Below are 25147 nucleotides of genomic sequence, written 5' to 3'. Positions count from 1 at the left end.
CGATTCGGCGGCGAAGCCGCAGTTGCTACCGTTTCGTATGGGCTTGTTCACCGAGAACGTCGTTGCGCGCCGTGTCGCTCAGCTGGCAGGACTGGCAGGCGTTGCAGCGGGCACGGTCGCCGTCGTCGCGATGTTCTCCGACAGGCCGATCAATCCGCTGATCGCCCTCGCGTCGTTCGTGCCGCTTCTGTTGACGGTCACGCTCGTGGCCGCGCTGATCTGCCTGGTGTTCCGCCGCTGGATCCTGTTGGCGATCTCGGCGGTACTGATCGGATTGGGTGCAACTGTGATCAGTCCGCTGTACCTCGCGAACGGACAGGAGGTCGACGGCCCGTCGGTGCGCGTGATGCAGGCGAATCTGCTGTTCGGAGCGGCTGATCCCGTCAGCCTCATCAAAACCGTTCGCGCCGAGGCTGTCGACGTCCTCACGGTGCAGGAATTGACCGAGACCCTGGCCGGGCGTCTGCGCGACCAGGGCCTCGAGGACCTGCTGCCGTACCACTACTTGATGCCCGACGAGAACGGTGGCGGTGGCGCAGGCATCTACAGCCGCTTCCCGTTGACGGATATGCGCGAGCTCGACGGCTACTACGGGCCAACCAATCTCACTGCGCAGGTTCAGTTTTCGATGCCCTTCGAGATTCTTGCGGTGCATCCGGGGCCCGCGTACGTCACGCCGCCGGATGTCTGGACGTCGGAACTGCGAGATCTGCGCGACGCCATGGCCTCCGCTGCGGCTGGTGACCGGCCTGTCGTCGTCAGCGGTGACTTCAACACCACCTACACCCACAAGCAGTTCCGAGAACTGCTCGACGCCGGATATTCCGACGCCGCAGACCAATTGGGCGTGGGTATCCTGCCGACCTATCCGACGGACAAGTCGTTTCCGGCGATCATCGGCATCGACCACGTCCTGACGCACGACGCACAGCCGACGTCGTTGGAACGCATCGTCATTCAAGGTTCGGACCACCACGGATTGGTCGTCGACGTCGCGCTGGGCGGCTGACTACGGAGCCGGGCAAGTCATGTCCTGTTCCGGCATGATGCCGTCGACCAGGTAGTCGGTGATGACGTCCTGGGCGCACGTGTTCTTGCCGAGGGCGTAGACGCCGTGGCCGCTACCGTCGACGCTGAGGAACCTGGAGCGGTCGCCGAACTTCTCGTGGATCAGTTCACCGCCGCGCAACGGTGTGACCGGGTCGCGCTGATGTTGTGCGACAAGCACATTCGTCGGTCCGTCGTTCTCGACCTGGACGGGAGGCTCGGTCTGTTCGATCTGCCAGTACGCGCACGGCATGATGTTCGCCGCTGCCGCACCGAACAGGGGATTCTTCCGACGATCTTCCTCGACGGCCTGCTCGTATGCGGCCGGATCCGACGGCCACTCGACGTCGTTGCACGTCACCGCGAGAAAGACAGACCAGTTGTTGTCCATCTGTGAGGCTGCGGCGCCCACTGCGAGGGGTGCGTCGTCAGGTGTCCCGTCGCGGAAAGCGATCCAGCTCTGTGCTGCCGATTCGTACGACGCCGGGTTGTACAGGGTGACGAACGTGGACAGCCGGAAGAGCCGTCCGTCGGTTCCCTCGACCGAAGTGCGGTCGAGTTTGTCGGCGATGGCGAAATAGGTGTCGCGTACCTCCTCCGGCGTGCTACCCAGGCCGTACTGATCGTTGCGTGCGGCGGCCCATTTCGCGAAGTCGGGGAACGTGTCTTCCATACCGAGGCCGTAACGACGCATGCCGTCCTGATCGAGATGCGTGTCACCTATGTTGCTGTCCAATACAATTCGATCGGACGTGTCCGGAAACATCGACGCGTACGCGGCGCCGAGAGCAGTGCCGTACGAGTACCCGAGGAAGTTTCCTTTGTCGTCGCCGAGCGCCGCGCGGATACGGTCGAGGTCGCGTGCCATGTTCGCCGTCGTCACATGCTGAGTACGTCCGTCGTCGTTGGCTGCACACCGCGTGGCCACTTCTTCGGCGGTGTTCGCCTGCTGGTCGAACGCTGCCTCGTCGAAGGCGTACGGCGGGACGGCGCCGTAGTACTCGACGTCGGGCGTGAAACCACAACTGATCGGTGAGGAGTGCCCGATGCCGCGGGTGTCCATTCCGATGAGGTCGTAGGTATCGAGCAGTTCCTGAGGAATTTCTCGCTCCGACAGAAAGATCGGTTGATCGAGCCCGGTACCGCCGGGGCCGCCGGGATTCAGCATGAGCGAGCCGCGTCGCGCATCGGGGTTCTTCGACGGTAGTCGCGAGATCGTCAGGTCGATCGTCTCGCCATCCGGGTCGTCGTAGTCCAGCGGGACGGGCACCGTGGCGCACTGCAACCGGGCGGGGCCGGTTTCCGGATTCTCGACGCCGTCGGGGCAGGAAGACCATTGCAGGTCAGGAGGTTCGGAGTCTGCCTGAGTCGAAGCCGGTGTCGCCGAACAACCGGCGACGAGGAGGCCGGCCGCCGCGACCATCGGAAGCAATCGGGATTTCATGATGTTGCCTTTCTGTCCGTGGTGTCAGGTGCCGACCGCGTCGAGGAGCCAGTGGTAACGCAGCCGAAGGGAGCGCTCGATGCTGCCGACGGCCGCGCCGAGGCCCAGTGCGATGTTGAGCCAGATCGGCAGACCGATCGGCGAGGTGAAGGTGCCGACAGAGTCGGCAACAGGTGGAATCTGCGAAATGGCTTCGGCGACTTGAAGAACGAGCAGAGCTACGCCGACGACAAGCATCGCTACCGACACGACGCCGATCATCCGACTCGTCATCGGGTGATTCTGGGCCAGGCGTGCGCGTCGCCCCTCCGCGGAGGCGAGGTCCGGGCTCAGTTGACGTTCACTGCCGTCGTCGGCGACGAAGTGACATCGCTTCATTCCGGAGCCGCTCATGGCAACGTGGATCGTGCCGCCCCGGACGGGAAAGGCGGCAGGCAGCTTCGACGCGGCGACCTGCCTCCCGTTCCGGTAGAGGTTGGCTGTGACGTTGCCCGAGCTCTGGTTCTGCCAGTGCCGAACGTCCACCGCATAGGCGTCGTCGAGTCGAAGGTAGAACAGCGCGCGACCGGGCAGTTGCCACCACCGAAAGCGCTGTAATGGTCGACCGTCGCCGGCGCGAAGCCGCCTGGCGGCGCGGTGTTGTCGTAGCTGTTCGAGCACTGTATCCCTCCTGTTCGGCGATCTAGCACGCTGTACTATTTCAGTGACAGCGCGACACTAGCACACCGTGCTAGCACGGCGTGCTAATTCGGAGTTGGTTCAGGTGAGCCCGTGCATGCGTAGACACTCGCGCGAGGGAATGGGAGCGATGACAGAGAATAAGGAACTCGATTCCAGGGCCAAGGTGATCATCGCGGCATGCGAGATGATCGGCGAAGACCCGGCGTCGACGCTCAGTGTGCGGGCAGTCGCGTCGCGGGCCGGTGTCAGCATGGGGTCGCTGCGACACCATTTTCCGACGCAGCGCGCGCTGCGTGACGCAGTCCTGCAGACGATCTACGACGTGGCGACGCCCGACGACGAAATCATCCACGATAGGTCGGTCCCGGCTCGCGATCGCCTGGTCACGTGCCTACGACAGGTGGTTGCGCCGCAGGTGGGGGACGAAGCGCGGAAGGCTTGGATCAAGGTGTTCGACGCGTTCATCGTGTCGGAACCTACCGACAAGACTCGTGCGGCGTATCAGGCCATGACGGCCGAGGGGCTGAGGAGAATGGAGCACTGGCTGACCGTCCTGGCCGACGAAGGCGCACTGGTGGACGGCGATATAGGGCAGCAGGTGAACTTTCTGAACGCCGTCGTCAACGGGATCTCGATCGAGCGAGCACTGCCTGCCGACTCGTCGATTCTGGACCGCGAAACGTCGACGCTGTACATGGCCGTAGACGCAATAGTGAAGCCGACTGCATCATGATGGACGCATGACCGATGCGTCTGTCTCAATGCCGCCTCAGGTTCGAGGCTTATCTGTCACCGGACTTCTGCCTCTGCTGTGGTTCTGTGCCACGCTCGCCGCAGGCGCGCTCGGCTTCTGGTGGGACACCGTTGGCGGCGTGGTTGTGGAATGGAATCAGCTTGGTCTGCTTTCCGCGATCATCTGGCTTCCCGGATCGTTCTTGGTGCTGAAGGGCAGTTATCTGTGGTACTTGCCTGACGTATGGCCACGCGCGCGCCGTTATCTCACAGCGGGGTTGGGGTCGGTTGCGCTGTGCTGCGCCCTATTGGTCGGCATTATGTTGTGGAATGTGGTCGATCCGCCTGAGTTCCGCGATCCGAACAGTTGGAGTCCAGTGCTGACGACCGTCGAACAATTGATTGTCGCAGTCCCGTATGCGGTCATGCTGATCCTGCTGGTGAATGTGATGGTCGCGCTGTGGCGGCAGTGATGTGGATCAGGGGCGCATGGATTGCGCTCGCGATTGTGCATATTGGACTGGGAGCATCCGTCGCGCAATGGACTCCGATGCAGATCACCGACTGCGAGCTTGGATTGACGATGTCGGCACACATATGCAATCAGACCCTGTGGGACCACTTCGGGATGTCGCTCGTACCGGTCCTGGCTGCGCCAGTCGTGTTGTGCTTCGTTGCTGCGATCGCGTGCCGGCCGCGAGTGTCGTGGTGGGTGGTCGGCGTGATGGCGCTGCTGGTTGTCTTCGGCTTCGGGACTTTGGTCACCGCATCGGCGCCGTCCTCGATGTCGTTGCTCGGAAGCGTGCCCGGCACGGTTCTTGCACTCTTGCTGGCCTTCAGCCACGGGCGGCTTGCGGCGCTTCGGAGGCACCGGAGTCCTACGTCTGAATGCCGGGGATCGGGAACTTCCAGATAGTCAGCACTGCGAGCGTCATGATCACCCCGGACACGGCAAGGTTTCGTAGGCTGTTCGAGATCGACTCGATCACGGCATTTCTCCTTCGTCGTTGCGGCGAGGGGGCCGCCTTGTGAAACACGATCGCCGAGACGCGACCTCTGCCGCATCGGCTGAACTACCCGTTTTTCGCAGATGGGACGAACCGGCTACGCACGCAGCAGCTTTCGCCGACGAAACCGACTTGTCGACTTGTTGCCCCGGCCACACCACGGAACAGGTACCCCACCCCGCCGATCGGACGGTCACAGACGGGTATACGTCGGCCAGCATTGGGCCACCCCCTCATTCGTTCGATCACAGTAGGTACCGATGCACCTGAGACTCGTCCCGCCGCTCGAAGATTCACAGCCTTCGGCTACATTCACCGTCCCGCCTGCAGCCGATCTAGGTTGGGTCAGGCGATCACTCGGCTGGTGCGAACTCTTCGCGCGCGAGTGCTCACTCACCGGTACCGAACAGGTGCTGCTCATTTTTGCGATCGAGTGGGCGCCGTACGGCGGAGCCGACGCGGAGACCGTGTTCGTCAAGTTCGGGGTTTCGCGCCTCAAGTTCCTTCATATGGTGCAGGCTGCTCTGATGCCGAGGTCGACGGAACCGCGTCGGTTCACTGCGGTCAAAGCCGCCCTTTGTCAGGAGATTCTTCGGGCCTGGCAGCCTGTGCCGCGACCGACTGCACGGCCGATGACATGAAGGGGATCGCGTCGAGTCGGCTACTCATGCGTCTGGTCGGCGACCCAGGCTGCAACCTGAGCACGTGAGGTGAAGCCGAGCTTGGCGAGAATGTGCTCCACATGCCCCTGCGCGGTTCTGGGCGAGATCACGAGCCGGTCGGCAATGGCCTGATTGGTCAAGCCCTCCGTGACGAGGGCTGCGACTTCTCGTTCCCTCTTGGTCAAGCGCTCCGATGCAGTCGCGTCGGGTTTCGTGGCACCGGACGGACGCTCGCGCAGTGCGTATGCGATTGCCTCGTCCATGCCCAACTGTGTTCCACGTCGGTACTCTGCGTCGAAGGCCTTACCGAGCTGCTCGCGGGCTCCTCTCGTGCACATGTCCTGAAAAACCATCAGATTGGGATGGATGACAGGTGAGCTGCCGAAAGATCGTGCCACTCCGTCGGCCGCCCCCAGCAGGACCGCCGTCCGAGTCGGATCGTTCTGCCCGAGGGTGATCCACGCCAGTGCAGCGAGAGACGATGCGGTCATGCGGGGGTTGCGGAGGAGTCGAGTGGCGCCCAAGGCCTCCTCGAGCAGCCGGACTGCACGGTCGGATTCGCCTTGCCTCCAGACGTCGACGGCCATTGCCCACAACGAACGCGAGCGGTACATCTTCTCGTCCTGCTCCGCAGTGAGAGCAAGGACTTGTTCGTGCCACTCGATCGCCTTGCGGGTCTGTCCGTTCAATCCGTACGCCAGCCCCAGGAGGTGCATCGTGGCCGTCTCCAACGTTCGGTGTCCGATTCGGCGGAAGAGAGGCGCCGACTTTTCGAAGAACGACGAGGCCCTCGCGATGTCTCCACTGTGGAGCGCAACCGTGCCATCTGCGTTGGCAACCAACGCCTGCATCATGGGATCGTCCTTGTCGGCGGCCAACGCTCGCGCCTTGTCTGCGAGTTCGACGCCCGCTCCGACGTCGTCCTGCACGTTCGCCATCGCGCCCGCGCAGTAGAGGGCTTTCACCCATTCGACAGTAGGTTTTCCGGTCATACGTTCGAGCAGCCGTGTCAACCACTCGCGGGCTTCGCTGTACGAGCCTTGGGACAGCCAGAACCAGTAGAGCGCCGTTGCGGTGCGCAGCCCGGAACCCGGATCGTCGTCGATGTCGAACTCGAGGGCTTCTCGAAAATTCGGCTGTTCTTGCTTCAGGCGGGCGATCCAATCGAGCTGCCGAGGACTGATCCAGTCGTCTTCCGCGTCGGTTGCCAGGCTCTCGAACCAGTCTCGATGACGGCGACGCATGATCAAGGTCTCGCCGGTACGTTCGAGTTTCTCGAAACCGTATTCCCGGAGCGTCTCGAGCATGCGAAACCGCATGGCGGACCCGTTCTTGTCCCTGATGAGGATCGACTTGTCCGCGAGTGCGGTCAACGTGTCGAGCAGCTCGTCCGGGGACATGCCTGTACTGCACACCTGCTCTGCGGCGTCGAGATCGAAGCTTCCGGCGAAGACCGCCAGCCGTCCCCACACGAGCTTCTCCGACGCGGTACACAGGTCGTAACTCCAGTTGATGCTGAGGCGCAGTGTCTGCTGCCGGTCCGGCGCGCCCCTGCTGCCGCGTGTCAAGAGTGTGTATCGGTCGGTCAGCCGTTGCAGGATCTGTTCCGGCGACATCATCCGTAACCTGGCGGCAGCCAATTCGATCGCCAGAGGCAGACCGTCGAGGCGGCGGCAGATCCCCAGAACAGCCTCGATGTTGTCCTCGGTGAGTGCGAAACCTGGTGCCGCACTGGCTGCGCGTTCGACGAACAGACTTGCAGCGTCGTACCTGGGCACCGCGCGAAGCGATGGGTGACTGCTGGGGTCCGGAACCTTCAGAGGCGGAACTCGGAGTATGGATTCACCAGCGATGCCGAGTGCCTCGCGGCTCGTGGCCAGAATTTTCAGCCCGGGACACACTGTCAACAATTCCTGGCACAACTCCGCAGCTTCGGACACCATGTGCTCACAGTTGTCGAGCAGGAGCAACAGCTCTTTGCGTGAAAGAACATCGGTCAACACTTCACGCATCGACCGTGCGGACTGACCACGGACGCCGACAGCGGCAGCGACCGCATCGACCAGCGCGGACATTCCACGTAGTTCGGCCATCTCGACGAGGCGGACACCATCGGCGAAGTCACGCTGCACGCTCGACGCCACGCGTACTGCAAGACGGGTCTTGCCGACGCCCCCGATACCCGTCAACGTGACCAAGCGGGAACTGGACAACAAGTTCTTGGCCGCGGTGAGTTCGCTGCGTCGACCGATGAAACTGGTCAGCTCGAGCGGAAGATTTCCGGTCGCTCCACCCAATCCTGACGGAGGACGTGGCCGCGCCGAGCCTTTCGATCTCGCGGACGACGCGTCGGCCTTCGCATCGGTCTCGCTGCGGTGCTCCTCTCGAAGGGCCATGTCGTCCATCGGAAAGCCGAGATCGTGCTGCACCTGTCTCAGTTCCTCCCCGAACTCCGATGCCGTGCGAGGACGATCGTCCGGAGCGCGCGACATCGCTCGCGCGACGACTGAGGACACGTCGTCGGGTATCCCATGTTCGCGGAGGTCGGGGATCGACTGTTGGGTGATACGCAAGAACTGGGCTACAACCTGCTCGCCGCTGCGTCTCTCGAACGCAGCGTGGCCGGTCAACGCGCTGAACAACGTGGCGCCCAGGCTGTACACGTCGGCTGCCACCGTGGGCGGGTTGCCCGCCAGTACTTCCGGTGCGGTGTATGCAGGCGATCCGGTGACCGCGCCGGACGTAGTTTCGAAACCTCCGCTGATGTGAGCGATGCCGAAATCAGCAAGCTCCGGCTCGCCGTAGTCGCTGAGCAGGATGTTCGCGGGTTTGATGTCGCGATGCAGGATGCCGAGCCCGTGCGCCGTCTCCACTGCGCCGGCAATCTTCACCCCCAGCCGTAATGCTTCGTCGAGCGGAAGAGGACCGTCACGTCGAATTCGACTCTCCAGCGAATCGAGCTGGTGATAGGGCATCACGATGAACAAGCGCCCGCTGTCGGTCGAACCGACCTGCAAGACGTTGACGATGTTCGGATGGCCGGTCAGTTGCCCCATCGCCTGCTGTTCCCGAAAGAAGCGGGACTTGTTCTCCTGGTCGAGCTCGACCGTCAGAACCTTGACCGCGACAAGTCGTTCCAATTCGCTTTCATTGCAGCGGTACACGACGCCGAAGCCGCCATGGCCGATCTCCGTTGCCTCGGTGAACCCCAAGTCGGCCAACTCGGCGGCAGGCGACGGCGGGTACCGCTGCGTGTCGAGTGGGTCTTCGGAACGCATCGAACGGACTACTCACTCCGTCGGCTTGCCCGTCCCACCGCTGGCCCCGACGGCAAGACCAGCGTCGCTACACCGTGGGCTATTCCTCTCGGCGCTGTATCTCCAGGATAGAGCGATTCGAACGACGCGGCTCGTTCTTGTGCGAAGGCGTCACTCAGCGCTGTCGGCGGGGTTCGGCACCTAGTCCTGTATCCGGCGAAAGTCGTCTGATACCTTTGGCCGTCCCGCGATTTTCCCTCGTCGCCTGTACCGCATCTCGGAATGTGGACGGATTGTTCGACGCCTGTTATCTCCTGCCTGCGCGCGACAACCGCATTCCGATCGATGGATGCTCGGTGCTTCCCGCACGTCGCGATACATCCGATGTCGGCACCCTGCGTAACGGAACGGACATCTCGGGCGACGACAGCTGACGATGAGCAAAAAATGGGCGTGGACGGATTCGTTGGTGGTTGTGGCAATCGTGGGAGCGGGTGTAGTCGTTGCAGGCGTGACGAATGATCCGGTGGAGGCGTCGTCGAGTTACGCCAGCGAACCCGTCGAATATCCTGTCGACATTCCGGGATGTGACACCGTCGAACCGCCGGAAGATTCGGTCTCCTATGGCTTTGCGCGATCAGGTCTCGAAGGGTACGACCACCCGGACTACCCGTGGCTGACGTCGACGAAGGCGAACGCGATGTCGCTCGCGATCCAAGAAGCCCTGCCCGACGACATCGAGGTGGTAGCCGGCAGCCGCGCGCTGTTCTACTCGGATCCGTTCGTCTTCCAGCCAGTTCCATTCGTAAGTCCCGAATTCGACGCTGGCACAACAGCCGAAGCGTCGGTGATTCGTGACGGAACCGCAGGATCGTTGACAGTCAACGTAACTCGATCCGATGACGGACCGCGTCCATGCCAGGCGGGCTGGCTCGATTCACGTGAAACTGTGTCCGACGGAACCGTGGTGGACGTTCAGGACACCTGGAGCGAATACAGCGGCGAGCGCATCTACACCAACGTGGCTCGGATCTACGCGACCGACGGCACACGAATCACAGCGTCGGCGTCCGATCGCGACGACGAATTCCGCAGCACTGGAACCGTTCCCATGTCGATCGACGAGCTTCGATCCCTCGCGGCGATTCCTGAGCTGCTGTGGTCGACGCCGGTGCCTGGCGACGTTCTTCCCGTTCCCCTTCCGTGTGCCACGACAGGTCTCGAGAGCGGCCAGTTCACCGACGAGATAGTCCAGAACATCAATGCGGCGCTCGACGGCTTCTGGCGCTCGATCGATGCGCCTGTGGCCCTGGATCGCCCGCTCGGAGCGCTGCGGGTGTCACCGGAGGGGACGAGTAGTGCCTGTGGGTCCGTGCTCGCCGGAGGCGACGCGCTGACGATCTCGGTCTCCGATGCCGACTACCAGGAACCCGAGGGCCCGGCGCTCACCCTCTCCGACGGAGCTCAGTTTCGCGACGACCAACCCGGAACGGCGAGCGCGAGCCTCGATGGGAAGCCCATCGAGAACGTTCTGCTCGTGAAACCGTCGGGAACGAGAATCGACGTGGAGTTCGCGTCGAATACGAAGTCGTTGGATCGAGCGATGCTGCAGGGAATTGCGCTGGCGGTTGCGTCGGCGGTGATTTGAACGCGCGACGACGGTCTACACCCGCATGATCATCGTTGCCGGATACCTGACCGTGAGTGACCGAGACGCCTACCTCGACGGATGTGTGGGGGTGGTGCGACTCGCACGAAGCGCCGACGGCTGCCTCGACTTCGCACTCGGGGCGGATCTGATCGACCCGTCGCGCATCAATGTGTACGAATGTTGGTCCACGCGGGAAGAACTGGCGGCGTTTCGAGGATCGGGACCCGACTCGGGCCAGCAGGCCGCGATCCTCGACGCCGACGTCCGCGAATTCGATGTGACGGCAGGCTGAAGGTCCGCTCAGCCGAGCCGAACGTCGACGGGCACCGCGTTCTGCAGGGTGTGGCCGACGGGTGAGCTGGCCTGAACCTTGGCGTGCAGTTCCTCGATCTGCTCGGCGGGCGCGTCGGAGTCGATGGTCACCGTCGCCGTGATGGAGTCGAACCCGGCGTGCCCGTCCTTCAAGCCGAGGAACACGTGCAGGTCCAGGTCACCCTTCACATCGACCCGAAGGGCCTTCAACTCGATGCCGGCGACGGTCGCGTTGGCGGCATAACCGACTGCCAAGCAGTTACCGAGTGCTCCCAACAGCTGCTCGACGGGGTTCGGAGCGGTGTCCCCGCCCCCGAGGGCCGGTGGCTCGTCGGACTTCGACGGCTCGAACGTGCGAATTCTGGCTTCCGACGCGAACGCGCCCTTCCACGTCACATGGGCGGCCCAGGTGGTCTGCGCTTTGGCCGGGTCGGTCTCGATGGCCTGGATCAGGCCACCGACGGTCTCGATGTCGACGTTGTTGAGCACGGTGCTGGTAGTCATGATCCACTCCTTCGGCTTGTGTGAAATCGCTGTCGAGTCTTCTGCGCGAGAACCCGCAGCGATAGGTATCCACTCAGCGTGATCGGAAGGGTTGCAGGGCTCCGGTTTCTGTCGGTGGTGCGGTGTACTTTGCGCGGCATGGACGAGTCGGGGGGCTTGGCGGGGTTGTCGGATCGGGACTGTGTGTCCGGCCTCGAGGCTGCGTGTGTGACCGAATCCGGTGTCTTGGCACGGAAATACAGGACGGTCGCCGAGATCGACCGGCGCGGACTCGCACTGTCGTTGGGCTCGTCGGAGACCAAACGCTGGTATGCGCGCACCGCGCGGATCACCGAAACCGAAGCCGAACGTCACATCACGTGGGGGTACTGGCTCGACATCCACACGAACGTGTTCGACGCGGCCGTGAAAGGAGACATCCACGGTGACCATATTCGTGCCATAGTCGCCGGGCACGATTCGGTTCGCACCGCCGACCCCACCCTGTCCGACGACGAATTGGCTCGTGTGGTCGCAACCTTGTTGGATCACGCCCGCGATCACACCGTGTTCGGGGTGTCCCGGCGCGCCGCCGAGCTCGCCCACGCAGCCGCCGAAGCCGCCCGTGTGCGCTACGAGCAGGAACGTGCCCGCCGAGACGCCGACAACCCCGACCCCGATGACGACGACGATGTCGCGCCGTTGGGGCCGGTTCCGGTGCCGTTGTCGGAGAACCGGGCGATGAACACCCTCGATCTGTATCCGTTGCCGAACGGGCGGATGCAACTCAAAGGCAACCTCGACATCCTGCTCGCGGAAAAACTGCAGTCGGTGCTCTCACCGCTGTCGAAACCCGAACCGTCACCCGATGGCACCCCGGATCCGCGGACCGCGTCGCAGCGCCGCGCGGACGGGCTGGACCGGATGCTGGACCTGCACATCCAGGGCGGGAAGTCTCCGAAACAAGGCGGCGTGCGGGCCAACGTCAACCTGGTCGTCGGGTTGAAAGATCTGCTGCGGCCGGATCGGAACGCGCCCACCGGCGACGCCGGCACGGGAACGGGTACCGGCGCTGACGCTGGTCCTGGTCCTGGTCCTGGTCCTGGTGGCGCTGGTCCGGACGATCCGGGGTGGCCGTTCATGCTGTCGTGGACCGGCCCGATCAGTCGACGGCTCACCGAGATGCTGTCCTGTGATGCAAACCTGGCGCCGGTGATCGTCGACGATGCCGGTGTGCCGTTGGCGATGGGCCGCAGCGAACGCCTCGCACCGCCCTGGCTACGGGCAGCGGTGGTGGTTCGGGACCGGTGCTGCATCAAATGCGGCAAACCCGCGCAGTGGTGCATCGTGCACCACGTGAAGTACTGGGTCGACGGCGGTACGACGGATCTGAACAACTCGGCATTGGTGTGCGGGGCATGCCACAACGAGATCCACAACACCGACTGGCAACTACTGATCGGCGACGACGGACACCCCTACTGCATCCCGCCCGCCGTCGTCGACCCCGACCGGACACCCTGGCCCAGCTTCCACCGCCGACGAAAACAGGCGGCGTAGAACCATTTTCGGCTCGGTCTGCGGTCGACATGGCAGTCTGGGCAGGTGCGACATTCCTACTCGGGTGAGACGGTGGCGGCTGCGTACTCCGAACGTGCAGCGGAGTACGTCGACGTCTGCGGAACTCTGGAATCCGTCCATCCCGACGACCGTGCGCTCATCTCCGCCTGGGCCAGAACGCTGACCGGACCCGTCGTCGACGCCGGGTGCGGTCCGGGGCATTGGACACGTCTCCTCGCCTCGCTGGGTATCGACGTCGAGGGCGTCGACCTGTCCGAGACGTTCGTCGACCACGCGCGTCGGCAATCCCCGGAGACAGGTTTCCGCGTCGGCGATTTCGCATCTCTCGGTGTCGACGACCGTTCGCTCGGCGGAGTTCTGAGCTGGTACTCCACGATTCATCACAAGCCCGACCGGATCGCGGAACCGCTGGCCGAGTTCGCACGCGCACTCCGCCCCGGTGGCACACTGCTGCTCGGGTTCTTCGAATGGTCCGAGCTCGAGCCGTTCGACCACGCCGTCGTCACCGCGTACCGATGGCCGGTCGAACGGTTGTGCGCCGTAGTGGAAGCTGCCGACTTCGACGTGATCGAGACCCTGACCAGGCACGAACCGGACACCAGGTCGCACGGGGCAATGGTCGCCCGGCGTCGTTGACCGTCAGTCCGTACTGTGGGGTTTGATAAGACAATCGGACTTTTTCGGCAGGAGCGATCGTGCCAGACATTTCACGACGAGCAGCCATCCTCAGTGGAGTCGCGGCCTCCCTCGGGGCCGCAGCCACTCTCGCCGGATGTGCCGACGCCAAGGCGTCGAACACCGGGTCTTTTCTTGTTCGGCGGACGAGTTCGGTACTCACGATGGACCCCGCGAGGGGCGAGTTGACCGACGCCGACATCCGCGTCGACGACGGACGCATCACCGAGATCGGCACCGGGCTGTCGGCAGAGGGGGCCGACGTCGTCGATGCATCCGGATGCATTGCTCTGCCGGGGCTCGTCGACACCCATTGGCACATGTGGAACTCGCTGGCCCGTGGGTTCGGGCAGACGTCGAAAGGCGGATTCGCGCCCAGCATGGCGTCGATCTCCGGGCTGTTCTCGCCCGAGGACAGCGGACTCGGCGTGCGACTGGCGTTGGCGGAGGCGGTGAACGGCGGTATCACGACCGTGCACAACTGGGCGCACAACGTGATCAGCCCCGCGCACGCCGAAGCGGAGTTCGAGGCGATGCATTCGTCGGGCGTTCGTGGGCGATTCGCGTACGGCTATCCCCAGGCGCTGGGTGCTGCCGAGCCGATGAATTTGACGCACCTGAGAGAGTTCGCCGGGTCGCTGCCCGACGGCCTGGTGTCGCTGGGAATCTGCGCACGCGGACCCGACCGGTCCGAAGATGCTGTCTGGCAACAGGAATGGGACACCGCACGTTCGGCCGGGTTGCCGATCACAACCCATATGGCGTCGAACGCAGAGGCCGCGGCACTCGGTGGCGTCGAAAAGCTGGATGCGCGTGGAGGACTCGGCCCGGATGTGCAACTGGTTCATCTGACCGCGGCCAGTCCTGCTGATCTGGACGCGATTGCACGGGCCCAGTCGCCGGTGTCGATCAGCCCGTGGACGGAACTGCAAGTGGGATACGGGCTTCCGCCCATCGCTGCGATGCAGGCAGCCGGAGTGCCGATCGGTCTGTCCGTCGACAACACGGTGTTGTCCGGCAGTGCGGACATGTTCGGCGTCATGAAGCTGACCGCCGACCTGCCTGGGGGAATGGACGCGAAGCAGGGCGTCGTCGCCGATGCGACGGTGCTGGACTGGGCAACTGCCGGAGGGGCGCGGTCGCTGGGTCTGGGCGACGTCGCGGGAGTGCTGGCCGAGGGGAGGCCGGCGGATCTCGTTCTGGTGCAATCTGATTCGATCAACACGGCGCCGGTCTACGACGCCACCACGCTCGCGGTGAGGGCTGCGAATCCGTCGAATGTGTCGTTCGTGATGATCGACGGTGTCGTGCACAAGCGGGACCATCGACTCGTACGCGTCGACGTCGACGGCCTTCTCGCGGAGGCGCAGGACGCCATGGCGTCCATCCGCGGACGAGCGGGGATCTAGCCGACGGGTTCGGTGTTGTCGCGCGTATCTGCGTCGACGAACATCTGCAGGAACGATGCGGGTCGAGTCTCGACCTCGTCGGCGTGCTCCGGGCTTGTCATCGGATTCCTCTCTTTCGCAGGCGGGAAGTTCTACGGATGAGCCTGACAGGCCCATGTCTCTGCAGTGGAACCCGAATGGACACGGAGAGGTAACGAGGTGGCGTCGGCCAGATAACGCGCCGCTATTTGTAAAAGCCCTCCCGCAGGGTGATGCCGTGTTCGATCCAGACCTTCATCGCAGCGAGCATGCCGGTCCAACCCTGGCAGTTGCCGAACGCGTTCTTGGCGCCGTCGGCGGTGGGCGTCCATGACGACTCGGTGATCGTGACGAGTGTGCGGGTGTCGTCGTCGAGCGACTCGAACTCGAAAGTCGTTGTGGTGTGGCCATCTTCGGCGGTCGTGGCTTCGCCGCCCCATCGGATGACGATGCGGTTCGGCGGGTCTGCCTCGACGACGTGGACAGGGAACGCGCCCGGGAAATCGTGGAAATCCCACGACACTTCGGCCCCTGGTTCGAGGCGGCCACGTGCCCCGCCGGTGGTGAAGTATTGGGACAGCTGCGCGGGATCGGCCACCGCTTCGTAGACCTCGGCGATCGGACGCGAAATCCGACCCGACACGGTGAAGGACAGTTCCGTCAGATTTTCAGTCATGTTGTATTTTTACAACATGTCCCGAATCGAGCACAAGACCGACGACGACGATGCGGTCTTCAAGGCCCTCGCCGCGCCGATCCGTCGGCGCATGCTCGACATCCTCAAGGAGTCCCCACGTACGACCGGTGAGCTGTGCGCACTGCTGCCCGAGGTCGATCGCACGACCACTCTGCAACACCTGCGTGTGCTCGAGAAGGCCGAACTGGTGACGGGACGGAAGGTCGGGCGTGAGCGGCATCTGTCGCTGGCTCCGCTGCCGATCAAGCGAATTTCGGATCGCTGGATCGGGGAGTACGCCCGGGCTGCGGTGGAGCTGCTGGGTCGGCTCGACGAGCCGGAGTCGTGAGCGCGAATGTATAGCGGGGTGCACATTCGCGCGCACGGGCGCGCAGCGCCTAGTTCGCCAGAGCTGAGGTCGCGTGCCGCTCGACGAACAGCGGAACGAAGTCGCGGATCTTCGTGTCGTCGAAACGGCGGTGCGCGTCCGCAACAGCGGATTCGACTGTGGACGAGTCCGTCTCGGGGAATTTCTCCGACAGACGAGACACGATCTCGTCCAGTGCTCGCTGTTCCTCGGGCGCGATGTCGGTGGTGGTAGCCATGACTCCAGAATGCGCGGTCTGTTCATGAAATTTCAAGCGGGCTCGGCGACTTTCTATATAACCATTCTTTTACTTTCGACCTGAAAACCGACGTCGAGCACGTTGACGCTCAAACCTTCAGCGATCAACGTCACGTCCGACGCCAGGTCCGGGCCTGCGCCACATCACAGTGCTCGATCGTCGAGAACCCGTCGCGCGGCGTCGCGACGGCCGATGTTCTCGGTGCGCGCCTTCGCGTCGAGGAGATCGGCCGCCTGCGTGTCCGAACAGTGCCTCAGCCCCATGATCACCCCGATGGCGTTGTCGATCAGTGCGCGGGTCTCGACGCCCTGCATCAGTTCGTGGGCCAACGCCGTCGACGTGAGGTGCAGTCCGAATTCGTCGAGTCCGCGGTCGAGGTGTCCGAGCAGAACCGGCAGCAATTCGGACGTGGTGAGTATCGTCGCCGCGGTGCTGTGGTCGGTGTAGAGATTCAGCGAGCCGACCGAGATGGCCCGATGGTGCAACGGCGCTGCGGTCACTCGGCGAATGCTGCTCTGATGGGCCGTGATGGACAGGTCGGGCCACAGTTGCCCCATCTCGGCGAGATCGAAATGCACGATGCGATCCGTTCGCGCGGCCAGCAGGCATGGGCCGCCGTCGAACTCGTACTGTGCGCGGTCGAACGTCGACACTCGTTCGTCGGTCGGAGCAACCGTGAACGGCGCGATGTCGTCGAATGCGGCGGTGATGCCCGCGTGATCGGCACCGGCGATATGCTGCACGGCGATGGCCGCTACGCGTGCCATCAGTTCGATCAGATCGTCGCTACCGCGGATGGGAAGCGACAGGCGGATCTCGACGGCGGAGGCCAACTCGGGATCCGACTCCCACAGGGGTCCGCCGCGCTGAGGACTGCTGTCGTCGGCCATCGCTATCGTGTCGCCTCACTCGTCACCTGGTATGGCGACGCTTGTCTCGGCGACATCGTAAACCTTCCGAACGGTATGCCGTGCGTGGCGCGGAGAGTCATCTAAGGTCGTACGCTAGACGCAATTATCAAGCAACCGCTCGAAATCACAGGGTGAAGAACTTACGCCCGCCGAGGTGCGTTCGCCGTCGAGGTGGGCGTTACCTTCGTCCGTTTCAGTGCGGTTGGCGCACTGAGAGGGAAGTTGACCCGACATCATGAACTCGGTGATGCAGCATCGGCAGGCAACTCACACGTATCTCGGATCCGGAACAACGGACCAGTGGTAGACGAAAGTCGATCACACCGAGTGCAGGAGTCCGCCATGACATCATCGGCGTCGGGCCACGAGGACGACGGCCCAGAGCTGACCGGCAGGAGCGTTCCCGCCGCGGACAGCAGCCCGTCGCGTGTGTTGCTCTCCCAGGCGTGCGACGCCGTCACGAGCAGCACGAACGCCGACGGTGGTGCGGTCACGCTCATGGCGCCGTCGGGAGCCCGAGAGTTGGTGTACGCCAGCAATGCCGTCGCCCACTACCTCGACGACATCCAGTTCACCGCGGGCCTGGGTCCTTGCCTCGACGCGTTCAGCTCGGGGCAGCCGGTCCTGTGCCCGGATCTGCGTCGGAAAGAGTACGAGCATCGCTGGCTCGCGTTCGCGAACGATGCGACCGCGGCCGGGGCTGCGGCTGTCTTCACCTTCCCGTTGCGGGTCGCGTCGACGGTGTTCGGTGTGCTCGAGCTGTATCGGACACGCGCAGGCGATCCGACACCCGACGAGTATGCGGCGATGGAACGCGGTGCGGACATCGTCGGGCAGGTGGTGCTGACGTACTTCGGCGCGGGTGACGGAATCGACGGCAACGGCGCCGAAGAGCTGAACCAGGACGGACATCGACGCGGTATCTGGGATTCCGAGTTCTCCAGGCCGCAGATCAACTATGCGGCGGGCATGGTGTCGGTGCAGTTGGACGTCACGTTCGCCGATGCGCTGTCCGCGATGCGGGCCAGGGCCTATCTGGAGCAGCGCTCGCTCACCGAGATCGCCGACGACGTAGTTGCACACCGAACGACATTCACGCAGGGCGAGACATGAGGTGGACGCCGCCGACATCGTCCCCAGTAACGCCCGAGAGGTAGAGATGACCGACAACACCGTTCCCGTGACCACCCGTCTGGCATCGGTCAGCGGCATGCTCACCGCACCCGTCCACCGCGACTCGCACGAGATTCTCGATGCCATCGCGCAGCAGGCGATGGCCGTCGTATCCGGGTCGTGCGCGGCCGTGGTCGCCTCGTACCCGACGTCGTTCGTGGTCGCCGCGTCCACCGACGAATCGGCCGCGCCTCCGGACTCGGTCTTCATGGGCGTGGCATCGACGAGCGTCGCGACCAATGCCGTCGTCGTCGTCGACGACACCGCGGAACCGTCGACGCGCTGGGCCGCGTTCGCGTCGGACGCCGTCGGTGTCGGCCTCGCCGCAGTGCGGGCCTATCCGATCCGCATCGACGGCGGACCGGTGGGGGCCGTCGTCGTCGGAACCGAGGAGCCGTGGATGCGAACCCCGCGCGACGCGATGAGCGTTCAGGTGCTCGCCGACCTGGCGGGTGCCGCGCTACGGCTGTCCGACGACGGCGAGCGCCGTCACCGATCCGACGCCGTTCGCGCCGATGCCGCAGACACCGCCGACACCGAGTTCGCCGTCGGGATCATCGCCGAGCGGCACGGACTGGATATCGGCGCTGCTCACGACGTCCTGCGCGGTCTCGCGCGGCGGACCGGCAGCCCGATCGTCGACGTCGCCCGTCGCATAGCAGCAGGCGGCGACGTCGTGATCGGAAGCACGGACCGGGAGGAATGATCGCTGCCCATTGTGGGTAGGAAAACTTCGTGGTGGTGAACAAGACGACACAGTCGGCGCTCTCGGTCATGGCGCTGTTCGTCGTAGTGGGCGCGTTGTGGGGCGGCATCGGATACGTCTACTCGGATCACAGCCTTGCCAAGGCTGCACTCTGGGGTGGCATCGTGATCGCGGTCGGGTGGTGTGCCGTCGTGATTTCCTGGGTGGTGAAGTACCGGCGTTTGCGGTCGAGGCGCCGGAACAGCAACGGCATCGACGACGTGCAGGACTAGACTCGACGGCAGCAGGATGGCTCACACCCAGGGACTCGAAGTGGCACAACCTCCGTTGGATGTCACGGTGAAGCACGCAGGTTCCGTCACCGTGGTAGCTGTGCGCGGCGAAATCGACCTGGCGACGGCGCCGCATCTGTCTCGGTCCCTCGATTCCGTGCTGACCGGATCCCGTATCGACGCCTTGGTCGTCGACCTGTCCGGAGTCACCTTTCTCGCCTCGGTGGGACTGACCGTTCTGGTCGAAATCAGTGGACGGGTGACGCCTTTCGGCACGTTCGCGGTCGTCGCGGACGGCCCCGCGACGCGTCGACCGTTGACCATCACGGGGCTGGACCGAACGATCACGGTGTTCACCGATCTGGACTCCGCGATCGACGCCGTGGACTCGTAGGCTCTTTTTCGCAAGGGCCCGCGATATTTCGGCGATATCGGGTATGGCTCGCCTATGACTGGATTGTCGGCCGACTTCGATCCCGTACCCGGCGTCGGTCCCAGCGAATTCGTGTTCCTGGACGTTCCCGCCCACGGTGAGGCAATCAGCGGTATACGACATGCGCTCGTCGGATGGCTCGGCATCACCGACTTCGACGACGACCGCAGCGCCGACATCGCTCTCGCCGTCTACGAGGCGATGGCCAATGTCGTCGAGCATGCGTACCGCGACTTGGACACAACTGGGACTCTCGACCTGAGAGCGGGTTACTCGACCGTCGAGCGGGCGCTGCAGGTGGTCGTCGTCGATCACGGTGTGTGGCAGAGACCGGCGTCGAATCCGGTGCGCGGCAACGGTATTCCGTTGATGACGGCCCTGTGCGACGGGGTGTCCATCGATCACTCCGATGCAGGGACATCGGTGCTCATGAACTGGTTCGTCGGCTGATCAGTCCGTGTATCTGCGCGGTACCGTCCAGTACCGGCCGAACTCACGGTCGTACGACGCGGGTTCGAACGGGCTGTTACCGCCGGCCGGATAGCTCGTCAGCTCGCCCACGACGATCCTGGACCCCACGACGTACAGATCGACGCGTACGAAATCCGTGCCACGCGAGAGCGTTTCGGCGATCTCGATCATCGTGTCCAACTTCGGCGGTGTGTTCTGCGGTGGATCTGCGTGCGGCGGGCCCCCACTCAGCGGTAGGTGGGTCCACGGACGACGGTAGAAGTCTTGGGTCCGCCCACCGAAGCGTCCGGTATCCACTTGTACGAACTCGCACCGGCCGTGGAACACGAAGAACTTGTAATCGTCCGCGATACCGTCGTGCGGCCCGGTCAGCAGCTCTTCCACCAGAATTCGACGGGGAACGGCGCCGTACGCCCACTCCCGGTTGGGTCCTTGACCGTACAGCTGACGCGTCCAGAAATCGGCGATCGCCGCCAGGTGCCGTCGATCGGCCCGCTTGGGTCGGACGTGTGTGTAGCTCCAGCACGCGTCGATCGGCGGTAGTTCGGTGTCCGGTTCGGCGTTGTCCGACACGACGACGACCGCCCCGCTGCCGTGAGTCGGCTTCATGACGAACTCGGCGGGGAGCTCGAGATCGACGAGATCGGACGGGGAGTCCAGAACCGCGTACACAGTCGGTAGAAAGCCCGGTCCGACAAGGGATTCCACATGATCACGAACCGCTGCCTTGTCGGCGAACGTGACCAGTAGCCTGCGGTGGTCACGAAGCATCTTGTACTTGACCTTGTCAGTGAAGGTGACGGGGCGACGCGTCCGCCACAGGCGCCACCACCGCACCACACGAGTGCGCTCACGCACACGAGCTCGTTCGGCCATGGTTCAGGCCGGCCGGCGACGACGTCCCGCGGGGCGAAGATGCTTCACGGGATCGTGCAACCTTGTCACCGGCGCCGACATCATTCCTCGATACAGGTGCAGGTAGGCGTCGAGCATCGTCTCGGCGGAGCATCGAAGGATCGCGTGACGGCGGACCGTCTTTCGGTCGAGCGCGACGGTACGCGGAATCGCTGCGGCCAGGGCGTCGACGTCGTCGGCAGGTACCAGCGTCGCACAGTCGGCGGTGACGATCTCGGGGATGCCTCCACGCGCGAACGCGGCGACGGGCGTGCCGCACGCCAACGCCTCGGCCACCACCAGCCCGTAGGGCTCGTCCCACGACGGGGTGACCAGCGCGGCAGCTGCCCCGCCGACCAACGCGGCGAGTTCGCGCTGATCGAGATGCCCGACGTACGTCACCCGGTCGTTCAAGCGAGGTCCGATCTCGCGAGCGAAGTACTCCGGGTCGGAGATCGGGCCCGCGAGCTTGATCGGGTACCCGGCTCGTACTGCGGCCTCGATCGCGAGGTGGGGCCCCTTCTCGGGTGTGAAGCGGCCGGACCAGGCGAGATACGGGCCGCCGGATCCCTCGGGCCAACCGAGCACGTCGACACCGTTCGGCACGATGTCGATCTCGTCGACGATCCCGTGCCACATCGAGGCGGTGTGCCGACTGACCGCGGCGAACCTGGTTCCGACGCCGTCGCACGCGGCCACCGCCGACTGGATCCACGGCGTCGGCGGAGTGTGAAGCGTCGTCAGCACCGGCGTCGCGAGTGTTCGCGCCATCGCGATGGGCAGATAGTGCAGGCTGTGGTTGTGCACTACGTCGTACTGGCTGCTGGCTGCCAGGTCCAGCATGAGCCGCAGGTACGCGTGATGATCCGACATGAACGTGTCCGACGGCATCGAGACGTCGGCGCGGGCCTGCGGAGACAATTCGAGGACCTGCACGTCGAGGCACGTGCTGCCCAATGCAGGGTCCGACCCGGGCCCGGCGAAGAGAGTCACCTCGTGCCCAGCGTCGGCCAACGAATGGGCCAGGTGCCACGTGTGCGCTTCGAGTCCGCCCGCAAACGGTTGCTTGATGGGGAAGCGGTTCGAGGCGACGATCGCGATGTGCAACTTGTCCGCACTCACGGGCGTCCGCCGTCCGTTTCCTTGTTTCGCGCAGCCTTGTTTCGCGCAGCGTAAATCACGCACACCCCTCGTTGTCGGGTCGGTCGATGTATCCGAACGACGTGATACCCCCCAGTTGTCGGAACAAACCAGCCGCGCTCGGGGGTTGCGCAGCAATCGAACTCGCTCGTGAGGATTGATACCTGCCGCCATGGGGAATACGTGCGTCCGGAGGTCGAGGGAGCGCATGGATTTTTCAGCCTTGGTAGGCACGCCTTTTCGAGCGGCGTCGGCGCTGCGGCGGGCCCGGGTGTTCCATCCCGACGGGGTCATGTTCCGTGGTGAGGTGCGCCGAGTGGCGCCGGACGGGCACGGGCTGCCGCTGCAGTCGGGCGACGTGCTCGCACGTCTGTCGAAGGGGATCGGACTGCCCTCCGGCATACCCGACATCGGGGGACTGGCGTTTCGCAGATTCGGACGGTCACCGGACGAGCAGGATTGGGACGTTCTGCTCGCGGGATCGGGCAGTGGGATCGTCGGCCGCATGATTCCGTGGCCGGCGCGATCGTGGGGAACCGCCGAGCTCTCGACGCTGATGCCTCTGCAGTACGACGGGCGTTCGTGGTGGCTTCGCGCCGTGGCGACCGAATCGCCCACCGGCGCCATGAATTTGGAGAACGCGCGCGACGCGCTGTTCAGCAATCGAATGGAATTTCGCATCGACCAGGCATGCGGGGCAGACGATTTCGTGCCCTTGGCGTACCTTCGTCCGACCGGTCCGAGTGGCATCTCGGACGCACAGGTCGGTTTCGACCCGGTTCGGAACAGTCACCCGCAGGTCCGGCCTGCGCCCGAATGGCTTCGAGCGGTTCGACAGTCGGCGTACCGGAACAGCAGGGAGGGCCGACCTACGGACGCTCTGCCGCGACCAGCTCCTCCGCGACCTTTTTGAGCGGAATGTTCCGCTGCTGCGACAGTTTGGTCAGCAATTCGAAAGCTTGATCCGCGTCGATCTTGTACCGCTCCATGATCATGCCCTTCGCCTGGCCGATGATGTCCCTGCTGGCCAAGCCCGCGCGAAACTGTTCGTTGTCCCGCGCGCCGAGCAGCGCGATCGCGGCGTGGGCGGCCAGCGCCTCCCCGGTGAAAACGGCGTCGGGGCCGAACGCCTTGGCTCGGTTGCTGTAGAGCACGAGCGCTCCGACGTCGTCGCCGTTGCTGAACAGTTGGAACGCGACCAACGACCGCACGCCCTGGTCGACGGCGCCTGCGGCGAACTGGGGCCAGCGATGTTCGACACCGAGATCGTCGGCTACCACGACATCGAAGTGGCGCACCTCCGATGCGATCGGACCTTCGCCGTACTCGTACTGTCGACGGCACAGTTCCTCGGCCATCTCGTCGGTCGCGGCTACGACCGTGCGCTCGCCCTTGGTCAGCGTCGTGATGCAGCCGCTGTCGGCGCCGTCGACGAGCTCGACCGCCGTGTGCAGAATACCGTTGAGCGTATTCGACGTGGACCTGCGTTCGTCGCGCATGTCGCGCGCGAACTGAGCAAGAAGCGCGGGTAGTTCCGCATGCCGTGAAGAACGGTCTTCTCCGCGGTCGTACGACATCCAGATGTCCTTCCGGGCAAGCGCGTCGGCTGCTGGATGCAGGATCGACACGCTGTCGAACAAACAACTGAATTTTATATACCAGCCAGTTCGATCGGAAGGTTTCGGGTCAGTCAGCGATGGTTCGCATCACGGCCTGCGGCTGAAGATGACGGCCAGTTCCTCGTGCCGGCGACCGACGTCGAGCTGACGTGTGGCTTCCAACCATGCCGCACGTTCGTGCATGACCGGCCCGAATTCGATGGTCTGTCGTCTCACCACCGAGGCGTCGAGACCGGATAGACGGAGCTGCCGCACGGATTCGTCGACGTCGGCGAACTCGGACTGGACGAACACGGCCACACCGCCCGGTACGAGCAGATCGGACAGGCTGGAGCACAGCAGGTCCAGGACGGTTCTGCCGCGATCGCCGGCGTCCCAGGCCCGGTGCAGACCCATGCCTTCCGGCTCGTTCGGGGAGGGAACGTAGGGGGGATTGGACACGACGACGTCGAACGGACCGTGGCGCTGCGCGTCGGTGAGTGTTCCGAGGCAAACGTTCACGTTCGTGCCGTTGGCAACGGCGTTGGCCGACGCGCACGACACCGCCTGCTCGGAGATGTCGTATGCGAACACCTCGCGTGCTCCACTGCGCGCGGCCTCGATGGCGGCGATACCGCTACCGGTACACAGATCGAGGACGCGGGCACCGGGAAGAATCCCGAGCGATGTAATTTCCGAACACAGGAGGTAAGAATCCTCTTGAGGTGAGTAGACGCCGTCGTCGACGCTGATGGTGGGGTAAGTACGTTCTCGGGCTGCGGTCACAGGTACCTCCGTAGTCGGTACCCGAGGGTGCCCCTGTCCGATTGTTTCTAACCCTGCTCCGGCGCGAAGGTTTCGGTCCACTACGCAGAATGCATTCTCCGCGTGGTATCAGCTCGGTGGGTCGGGGTAGGCGGGGGTGTCATGCTGTTCGACGTGGGAGGATGCTCGCCGAAAACAACTCTGTCCCACCAGTATTGACGCTTCCGTGATTCGGTCCAGATCACGTTGGGTAAAGATTCGGACGCCATGGGGCACCTCCGGTCGACCGGGCGGTCAAGCGCCGGATCGGAATTGGATCGTGTCGCAGTGCGCGAGCGCGACACACTTCGACGTCTGCCCGCGGGCTCGAGGTGACGTGGTCGGCCGCCGTTGCTCTCGAGACGCGGCGGTGCTACCAACACTACCCGTGATTTCGAAAGGGCGCCCGAAAAGCAGTGACGCGTCGCTCGCGAGGTGTCGGACGCGTGGTAAGGTCCACAAAACCTGGTCGAGCACGTGCCGG

At 64.2% G+C, this 25147-nt stretch carries 27 protein-coding genes; 15 read left to right on the top strand and 12 right to left on the bottom strand.

What is annotated here, in order from left to right:
• Positions 1–37 precede the first annotated feature (37 nt).
• Positions 38–1009 (top strand): endonuclease/exonuclease/phosphatase family protein, encoded by a 972-nt coding sequence (locus tag RhoFasB10_RS04460; RefSeq protein WP_068426262.1) that lies wholly within the window; start codon positions 38–40, stop codon positions 1007–1009.
• On the opposite strand, the gene RhoFasB10_RS04455 is transcribed toward RhoFasB10_RS04460, so the two are convergent.
• The gene (locus RhoFasB10_RS04455; RefSeq protein WP_068425708.1) at positions 1010–2491 is read right to left on the bottom strand and encodes an alpha/beta hydrolase; all 1482 of its coding nucleotides are present in this window, start codon (positions 2489–2491) and stop codon (positions 1010–1012) included.
• Positions 2492–2515: 24 nt separating this feature from the next.
• Positions 2516–3151: a hypothetical protein gene (locus RhoFasB10_RS04450; RefSeq protein ID WP_068425703.1), complete on the bottom strand. Its 636-nt coding sequence runs from the start codon at positions 3149–3151 to the stop codon at positions 2516–2518.
• 148 nt (positions 3152–3299) lie between these two features.
• Between RhoFasB10_RS04450 and RhoFasB10_RS04445 the strand changes: the two genes are divergently transcribed.
• Together RhoFasB10_RS04445 and RhoFasB10_RS04440 are read left to right on the top strand one after the other, a co-directional pair.
• Positions 3300–3905 carry a TetR/AcrR family transcriptional regulator gene (locus RhoFasB10_RS04445; RefSeq protein WP_068426256.1) on the top strand — a complete coding sequence of 202 codons (606 nt, stop codon included), beginning with the start codon at positions 3300–3302 and terminating at the stop codon, positions 3903–3905.
• Positions 3906–3912: 7 nt separating this feature from the next.
• Positions 3913–4377: a hypothetical protein gene (locus RhoFasB10_RS04440; protein ID WP_157105294.1), complete on the top strand. Its 465-nt coding sequence runs from the start codon at positions 3913–3915 to the stop codon at positions 4375–4377.
• 130 nt (positions 4378–4507) lie between these two features.
• Here the strand turns inward: RhoFasB10_RS04440 and RhoFasB10_RS04435 are convergent, their stop codons facing one another.
• Positions 4508–4717: a hypothetical protein gene (locus tag RhoFasB10_RS04435; RefSeq protein WP_068425697.1), complete on the bottom strand. Its 210-nt coding sequence runs from the start codon at positions 4715–4717 to the stop codon at positions 4508–4510.
• Between the two features lie 855 nt (positions 4718–5572).
• Positions 5573–8851, bottom strand: a complete 3279-nt coding sequence (locus RhoFasB10_RS04430) for a protein kinase (protein WP_068425691.1) — start codon at positions 8849–8851, stop codon at positions 5573–5575.
• Between the two features lie 415 nt (positions 8852–9266).
• On the opposite strand from RhoFasB10_RS04430, the gene RhoFasB10_RS04425 reads away from it, so the two are divergent.
• Entirely contained in the window at positions 9267–10478 is a 1212-nt protein-coding gene (locus RhoFasB10_RS04425; protein WP_068425688.1) for a hypothetical protein, read from the top strand.
• A 25-nt stretch (positions 10479–10503) separates the two neighbouring features.
• Complete coding sequence (locus RhoFasB10_RS04420; RefSeq protein ID WP_068425685.1) at positions 10504–10773, top strand: antibiotic biosynthesis monooxygenase family protein; 270 nt, start codon at positions 10504–10506, stop codon at positions 10771–10773.
• Positions 10774–10781: 8 nt separating this feature from the next.
• Here the strand turns inward: RhoFasB10_RS04420 and RhoFasB10_RS04415 are convergent, their stop codons facing one another.
• Positions 10782–11300: an OsmC family protein gene (locus RhoFasB10_RS04415; protein WP_157105302.1), complete on the bottom strand. Its 519-nt coding sequence runs from the start codon at positions 11298–11300 to the stop codon at positions 10782–10784.
• A gap of 135 nt (positions 11301–11435) precedes the next feature.
• Here RhoFasB10_RS04415 and RhoFasB10_RS04410 point away from each other — a divergent pair, with 135 nt between their 5' ends.
• From RhoFasB10_RS04410 to RhoFasB10_RS04400, 3 genes are read left to right on the top strand one after another with little or no spacing between them, the layout of a single operon-like run.
• Positions 11436–12836 carry an HNH endonuclease signature motif containing protein gene (locus RhoFasB10_RS04410; RefSeq protein ID WP_167675266.1) on the top strand — a complete coding sequence of 467 codons (1401 nt, stop codon included), beginning with the start codon at positions 11436–11438 and terminating at the stop codon, positions 12834–12836.
• A 45-nt stretch (positions 12837–12881) separates the two neighbouring features.
• The gene (locus tag RhoFasB10_RS04405) at positions 12882–13493 is read left to right on the top strand and encodes a class I SAM-dependent methyltransferase (protein ID WP_167675255.1); all 612 of its coding nucleotides are present in this window, start codon (positions 12882–12884) and stop codon (positions 13491–13493) included.
• A gap of 59 nt (positions 13494–13552) precedes the next feature.
• On the top strand, positions 13553–14941 hold the full coding sequence (locus RhoFasB10_RS04400; RefSeq protein ID WP_167675253.1) for an amidohydrolase family protein: 1389 nt from the start codon (positions 13553–13555) through the stop codon (positions 14939–14941).
• Between the two features lie 223 nt (positions 14942–15164).
• Here the strand turns inward: RhoFasB10_RS04400 and RhoFasB10_RS04395 are convergent, their stop codons facing one another.
• On the bottom strand, positions 15165–15635 hold the full coding sequence (locus tag RhoFasB10_RS04395; protein WP_068425670.1) for an SRPBCC domain-containing protein: 471 nt from the start codon (positions 15633–15635) through the stop codon (positions 15165–15167).
• Positions 15636–15651: 16 nt separating this feature from the next.
• On the opposite strand from RhoFasB10_RS04395, the gene RhoFasB10_RS04390 reads away from it, so the two are divergent.
• On the top strand, positions 15652–15984 hold the full coding sequence (locus tag RhoFasB10_RS04390; protein WP_240930870.1) for a metalloregulator ArsR/SmtB family transcription factor: 333 nt from the start codon (positions 15652–15654) through the stop codon (positions 15982–15984).
• A 49-nt stretch (positions 15985–16033) separates the two neighbouring features.
• Here RhoFasB10_RS04390 and RhoFasB10_RS04385 read toward each other — a convergent pair whose 3' ends face one another.
• Both RhoFasB10_RS04385 and RhoFasB10_RS04380 read right to left on the bottom strand, forming a co-directional pair.
• Entirely contained in the window at positions 16034–16240 is a 207-nt protein-coding gene (locus RhoFasB10_RS04385; RefSeq protein ID WP_068425664.1) for a hypothetical protein, read from the bottom strand.
• Between the two features lie 164 nt (positions 16241–16404).
• Positions 16405–17151: an ANTAR domain-containing protein gene (locus tag RhoFasB10_RS04380; protein ID WP_167675251.1), complete on the bottom strand. Its 747-nt coding sequence runs from the start codon at positions 17149–17151 to the stop codon at positions 16405–16407.
• A gap of 363 nt (positions 17152–17514) precedes the next feature.
• Here RhoFasB10_RS04380 and RhoFasB10_RS04375 point away from each other — a divergent pair, with 363 nt between their 5' ends.
• The 5 genes from RhoFasB10_RS04375 to RhoFasB10_RS04355 are packed head-to-tail and all read left to right on the top strand — an operon-like array spanning position 17515 to position 20206.
• Complete coding sequence (locus RhoFasB10_RS04375; protein WP_167675249.1) at positions 17515–18285, top strand: GAF domain-containing protein; 771 nt, start codon at positions 17515–17517, stop codon at positions 18283–18285.
• 46 nt (positions 18286–18331) lie between these two features.
• A complete protein-coding gene (locus RhoFasB10_RS04370; RefSeq protein WP_167675247.1) occupies positions 18332–19051 on the top strand; it encodes an ANTAR domain-containing protein in 720 nt (239 codons plus the stop codon).
• A gap of 35 nt (positions 19052–19086) precedes the next feature.
• A complete protein-coding gene (locus RhoFasB10_RS04365; protein WP_125833370.1) occupies positions 19087–19323 on the top strand; it encodes a hypothetical protein in 237 nt (78 codons plus the stop codon).
• Between the two features lie 16 nt (positions 19324–19339).
• On the top strand, positions 19340–19717 hold the full coding sequence (locus RhoFasB10_RS04360) for an anti-sigma factor antagonist (protein WP_068425652.1): 378 nt from the start codon (positions 19340–19342) through the stop codon (positions 19715–19717).
• A gap of 54 nt (positions 19718–19771) precedes the next feature.
• Complete coding sequence (locus RhoFasB10_RS04355; RefSeq protein ID WP_068425649.1) at positions 19772–20206, top strand: ATP-binding protein; 435 nt, start codon at positions 19772–19774, stop codon at positions 20204–20206.
• Here RhoFasB10_RS04355 and RhoFasB10_RS04350 read toward each other — a convergent pair whose 3' ends face one another.
• Together RhoFasB10_RS04350 and RhoFasB10_RS04345 are read right to left on the bottom strand one after the other, a co-directional pair.
• Positions 20207–21085 (bottom strand): ATP-grasp fold amidoligase family protein, encoded by an 879-nt coding sequence (locus tag RhoFasB10_RS04350; RefSeq protein ID WP_254303500.1) that lies wholly within the window; start codon positions 21083–21085, stop codon positions 20207–20209. It lies immediately after the preceding gene.
• Between the two features lie 21 nt (positions 21086–21106).
• Positions 21107–22243, bottom strand: a complete 1137-nt coding sequence (locus RhoFasB10_RS04345; protein WP_068425646.1) for a glycosyltransferase — start codon at positions 22241–22243, stop codon at positions 21107–21109.
• A gap of 226 nt (positions 22244–22469) precedes the next feature.
• On the opposite strand from RhoFasB10_RS04345, the gene RhoFasB10_RS04340 reads away from it, so the two are divergent.
• Positions 22470–23174, top strand: coding sequence for a phosphodiesterase (locus tag RhoFasB10_RS04340; protein ID WP_167675244.1), 705 nt, complete (start codon positions 22470–22472; stop codon positions 23172–23174).
• On the opposite strand, the gene RhoFasB10_RS04335 is transcribed toward RhoFasB10_RS04340, so the two are convergent.
• Together RhoFasB10_RS04335 and RhoFasB10_RS04330 are read right to left on the bottom strand one after the other, a co-directional pair.
• Entirely contained in the window at positions 23131–23901 is a 771-nt protein-coding gene (locus RhoFasB10_RS04335; protein WP_240930869.1) for a GAF and ANTAR domain-containing protein, read from the bottom strand. The genes RhoFasB10_RS04340 and RhoFasB10_RS04335 overlap by 44 nt on opposite strands.
• A 66-nt stretch (positions 23902–23967) precedes the next feature.
• Complete coding sequence (locus RhoFasB10_RS04330; protein ID WP_167675242.1) at positions 23968–24645, bottom strand: HemK2/MTQ2 family protein methyltransferase; 678 nt, start codon at positions 24643–24645, stop codon at positions 23968–23970.
• Positions 24646–25147 lie beyond the last annotated feature (502 nt).

The organism is Rhodococcus sp. B10, assembly GCF_011770055.1.
Lineage (GTDB): Bacteria > Actinomycetota > Actinomycetes > Mycobacteriales > Mycobacteriaceae > Rhodococcoides > Rhodococcoides kyotonensis_B.
This window is presented reverse-complemented; position numbering and strand designations above follow the sequence as displayed.

Excerpts from the sequence above, each read along its gene's own strand:
- RhoFasB10_RS04410 (WP_167675266.1), top strand. The coding sequence starts at position 11,436 with ATGGACGAGTCGGGGGGCTTGGCGGGGTTGTCGGATCGGGACTGTGTG.
- RhoFasB10_RS04425 (WP_068425688.1), top strand. The coding sequence starts at position 9,267 with ATGAGCAAAAAATGGGCGTGGACGGATTCGTTGGTGGTTGTGGCAATC.
- RhoFasB10_RS04370 (WP_167675247.1), top strand. The coding sequence starts at position 18,332 with ATGACCGACAACACCGTTCCCGTGACCACCCGTCTGGCATCGGTCAGC.
- RhoFasB10_RS04380 (WP_167675251.1), bottom strand. The coding sequence starts at position 17,151 with ATGGCCGACGACAGCAGTCCTCAGCGCGGCGGACCCCTGTGGGAGTCG.
- RhoFasB10_RS04455 (WP_068425708.1), bottom strand. The coding sequence starts at position 2,491 with ATGAAATCCCGATTGCTTCCGATGGTCGCGGCGGCCGGCCTCCTCGTC.
- RhoFasB10_RS04395 (WP_068425670.1), bottom strand. The coding sequence starts at position 15,635 with ATGACTGAAAATCTGACGGAACTGTCCTTCACCGTGTCGGGTCGGATT.
- RhoFasB10_RS04375 (WP_167675249.1), top strand. The coding sequence starts at position 17,515 with ATGACATCATCGGCGTCGGGCCACGAGGACGACGGCCCAGAGCTGACC.
- RhoFasB10_RS04445 (WP_068426256.1), top strand. The coding sequence starts at position 3,300 with ATGACAGAGAATAAGGAACTCGATTCCAGGGCCAAGGTGATCATCGCG.
- RhoFasB10_RS04360 (WP_068425652.1), top strand. The coding sequence starts at position 19,340 with ATGGCTCACACCCAGGGACTCGAAGTGGCACAACCTCCGTTGGATGTC.
- RhoFasB10_RS04340 (WP_167675244.1), top strand. The coding sequence starts at position 22,470 with ATGGATTTTTCAGCCTTGGTAGGCACGCCTTTTCGAGCGGCGTCGGCG.
- RhoFasB10_RS04385 (WP_068425664.1), bottom strand. The coding sequence starts at position 16,240 with ATGGCTACCACCACCGACATCGCGCCCGAGGAACAGCGAGCACTGGAC.
- RhoFasB10_RS04430 (WP_068425691.1), bottom strand. The coding sequence starts at position 8,851 with ATGCGTTCCGAAGACCCACTCGACACGCAGCGGTACCCGCCGTCGCCT.
- RhoFasB10_RS04460 (WP_068426262.1), top strand. The coding sequence starts at position 38 with ATGGGCTTGTTCACCGAGAACGTCGTTGCGCGCCGTGTCGCTCAGCTG.
- RhoFasB10_RS04390 (WP_240930870.1), top strand. The coding sequence starts at position 15,652 with ATGTCCCGAATCGAGCACAAGACCGACGACGACGATGCGGTCTTCAAG.
- RhoFasB10_RS04440 (WP_157105294.1), top strand. The coding sequence starts at position 3,913 with ATGACCGATGCGTCTGTCTCAATGCCGCCTCAGGTTCGAGGCTTATCT.
- RhoFasB10_RS04420 (WP_068425685.1), top strand. The coding sequence starts at position 10,504 with ATGATCATCGTTGCCGGATACCTGACCGTGAGTGACCGAGACGCCTAC.
- RhoFasB10_RS04355 (WP_068425649.1), top strand. The coding sequence starts at position 19,772 with ATGACTGGATTGTCGGCCGACTTCGATCCCGTACCCGGCGTCGGTCCC.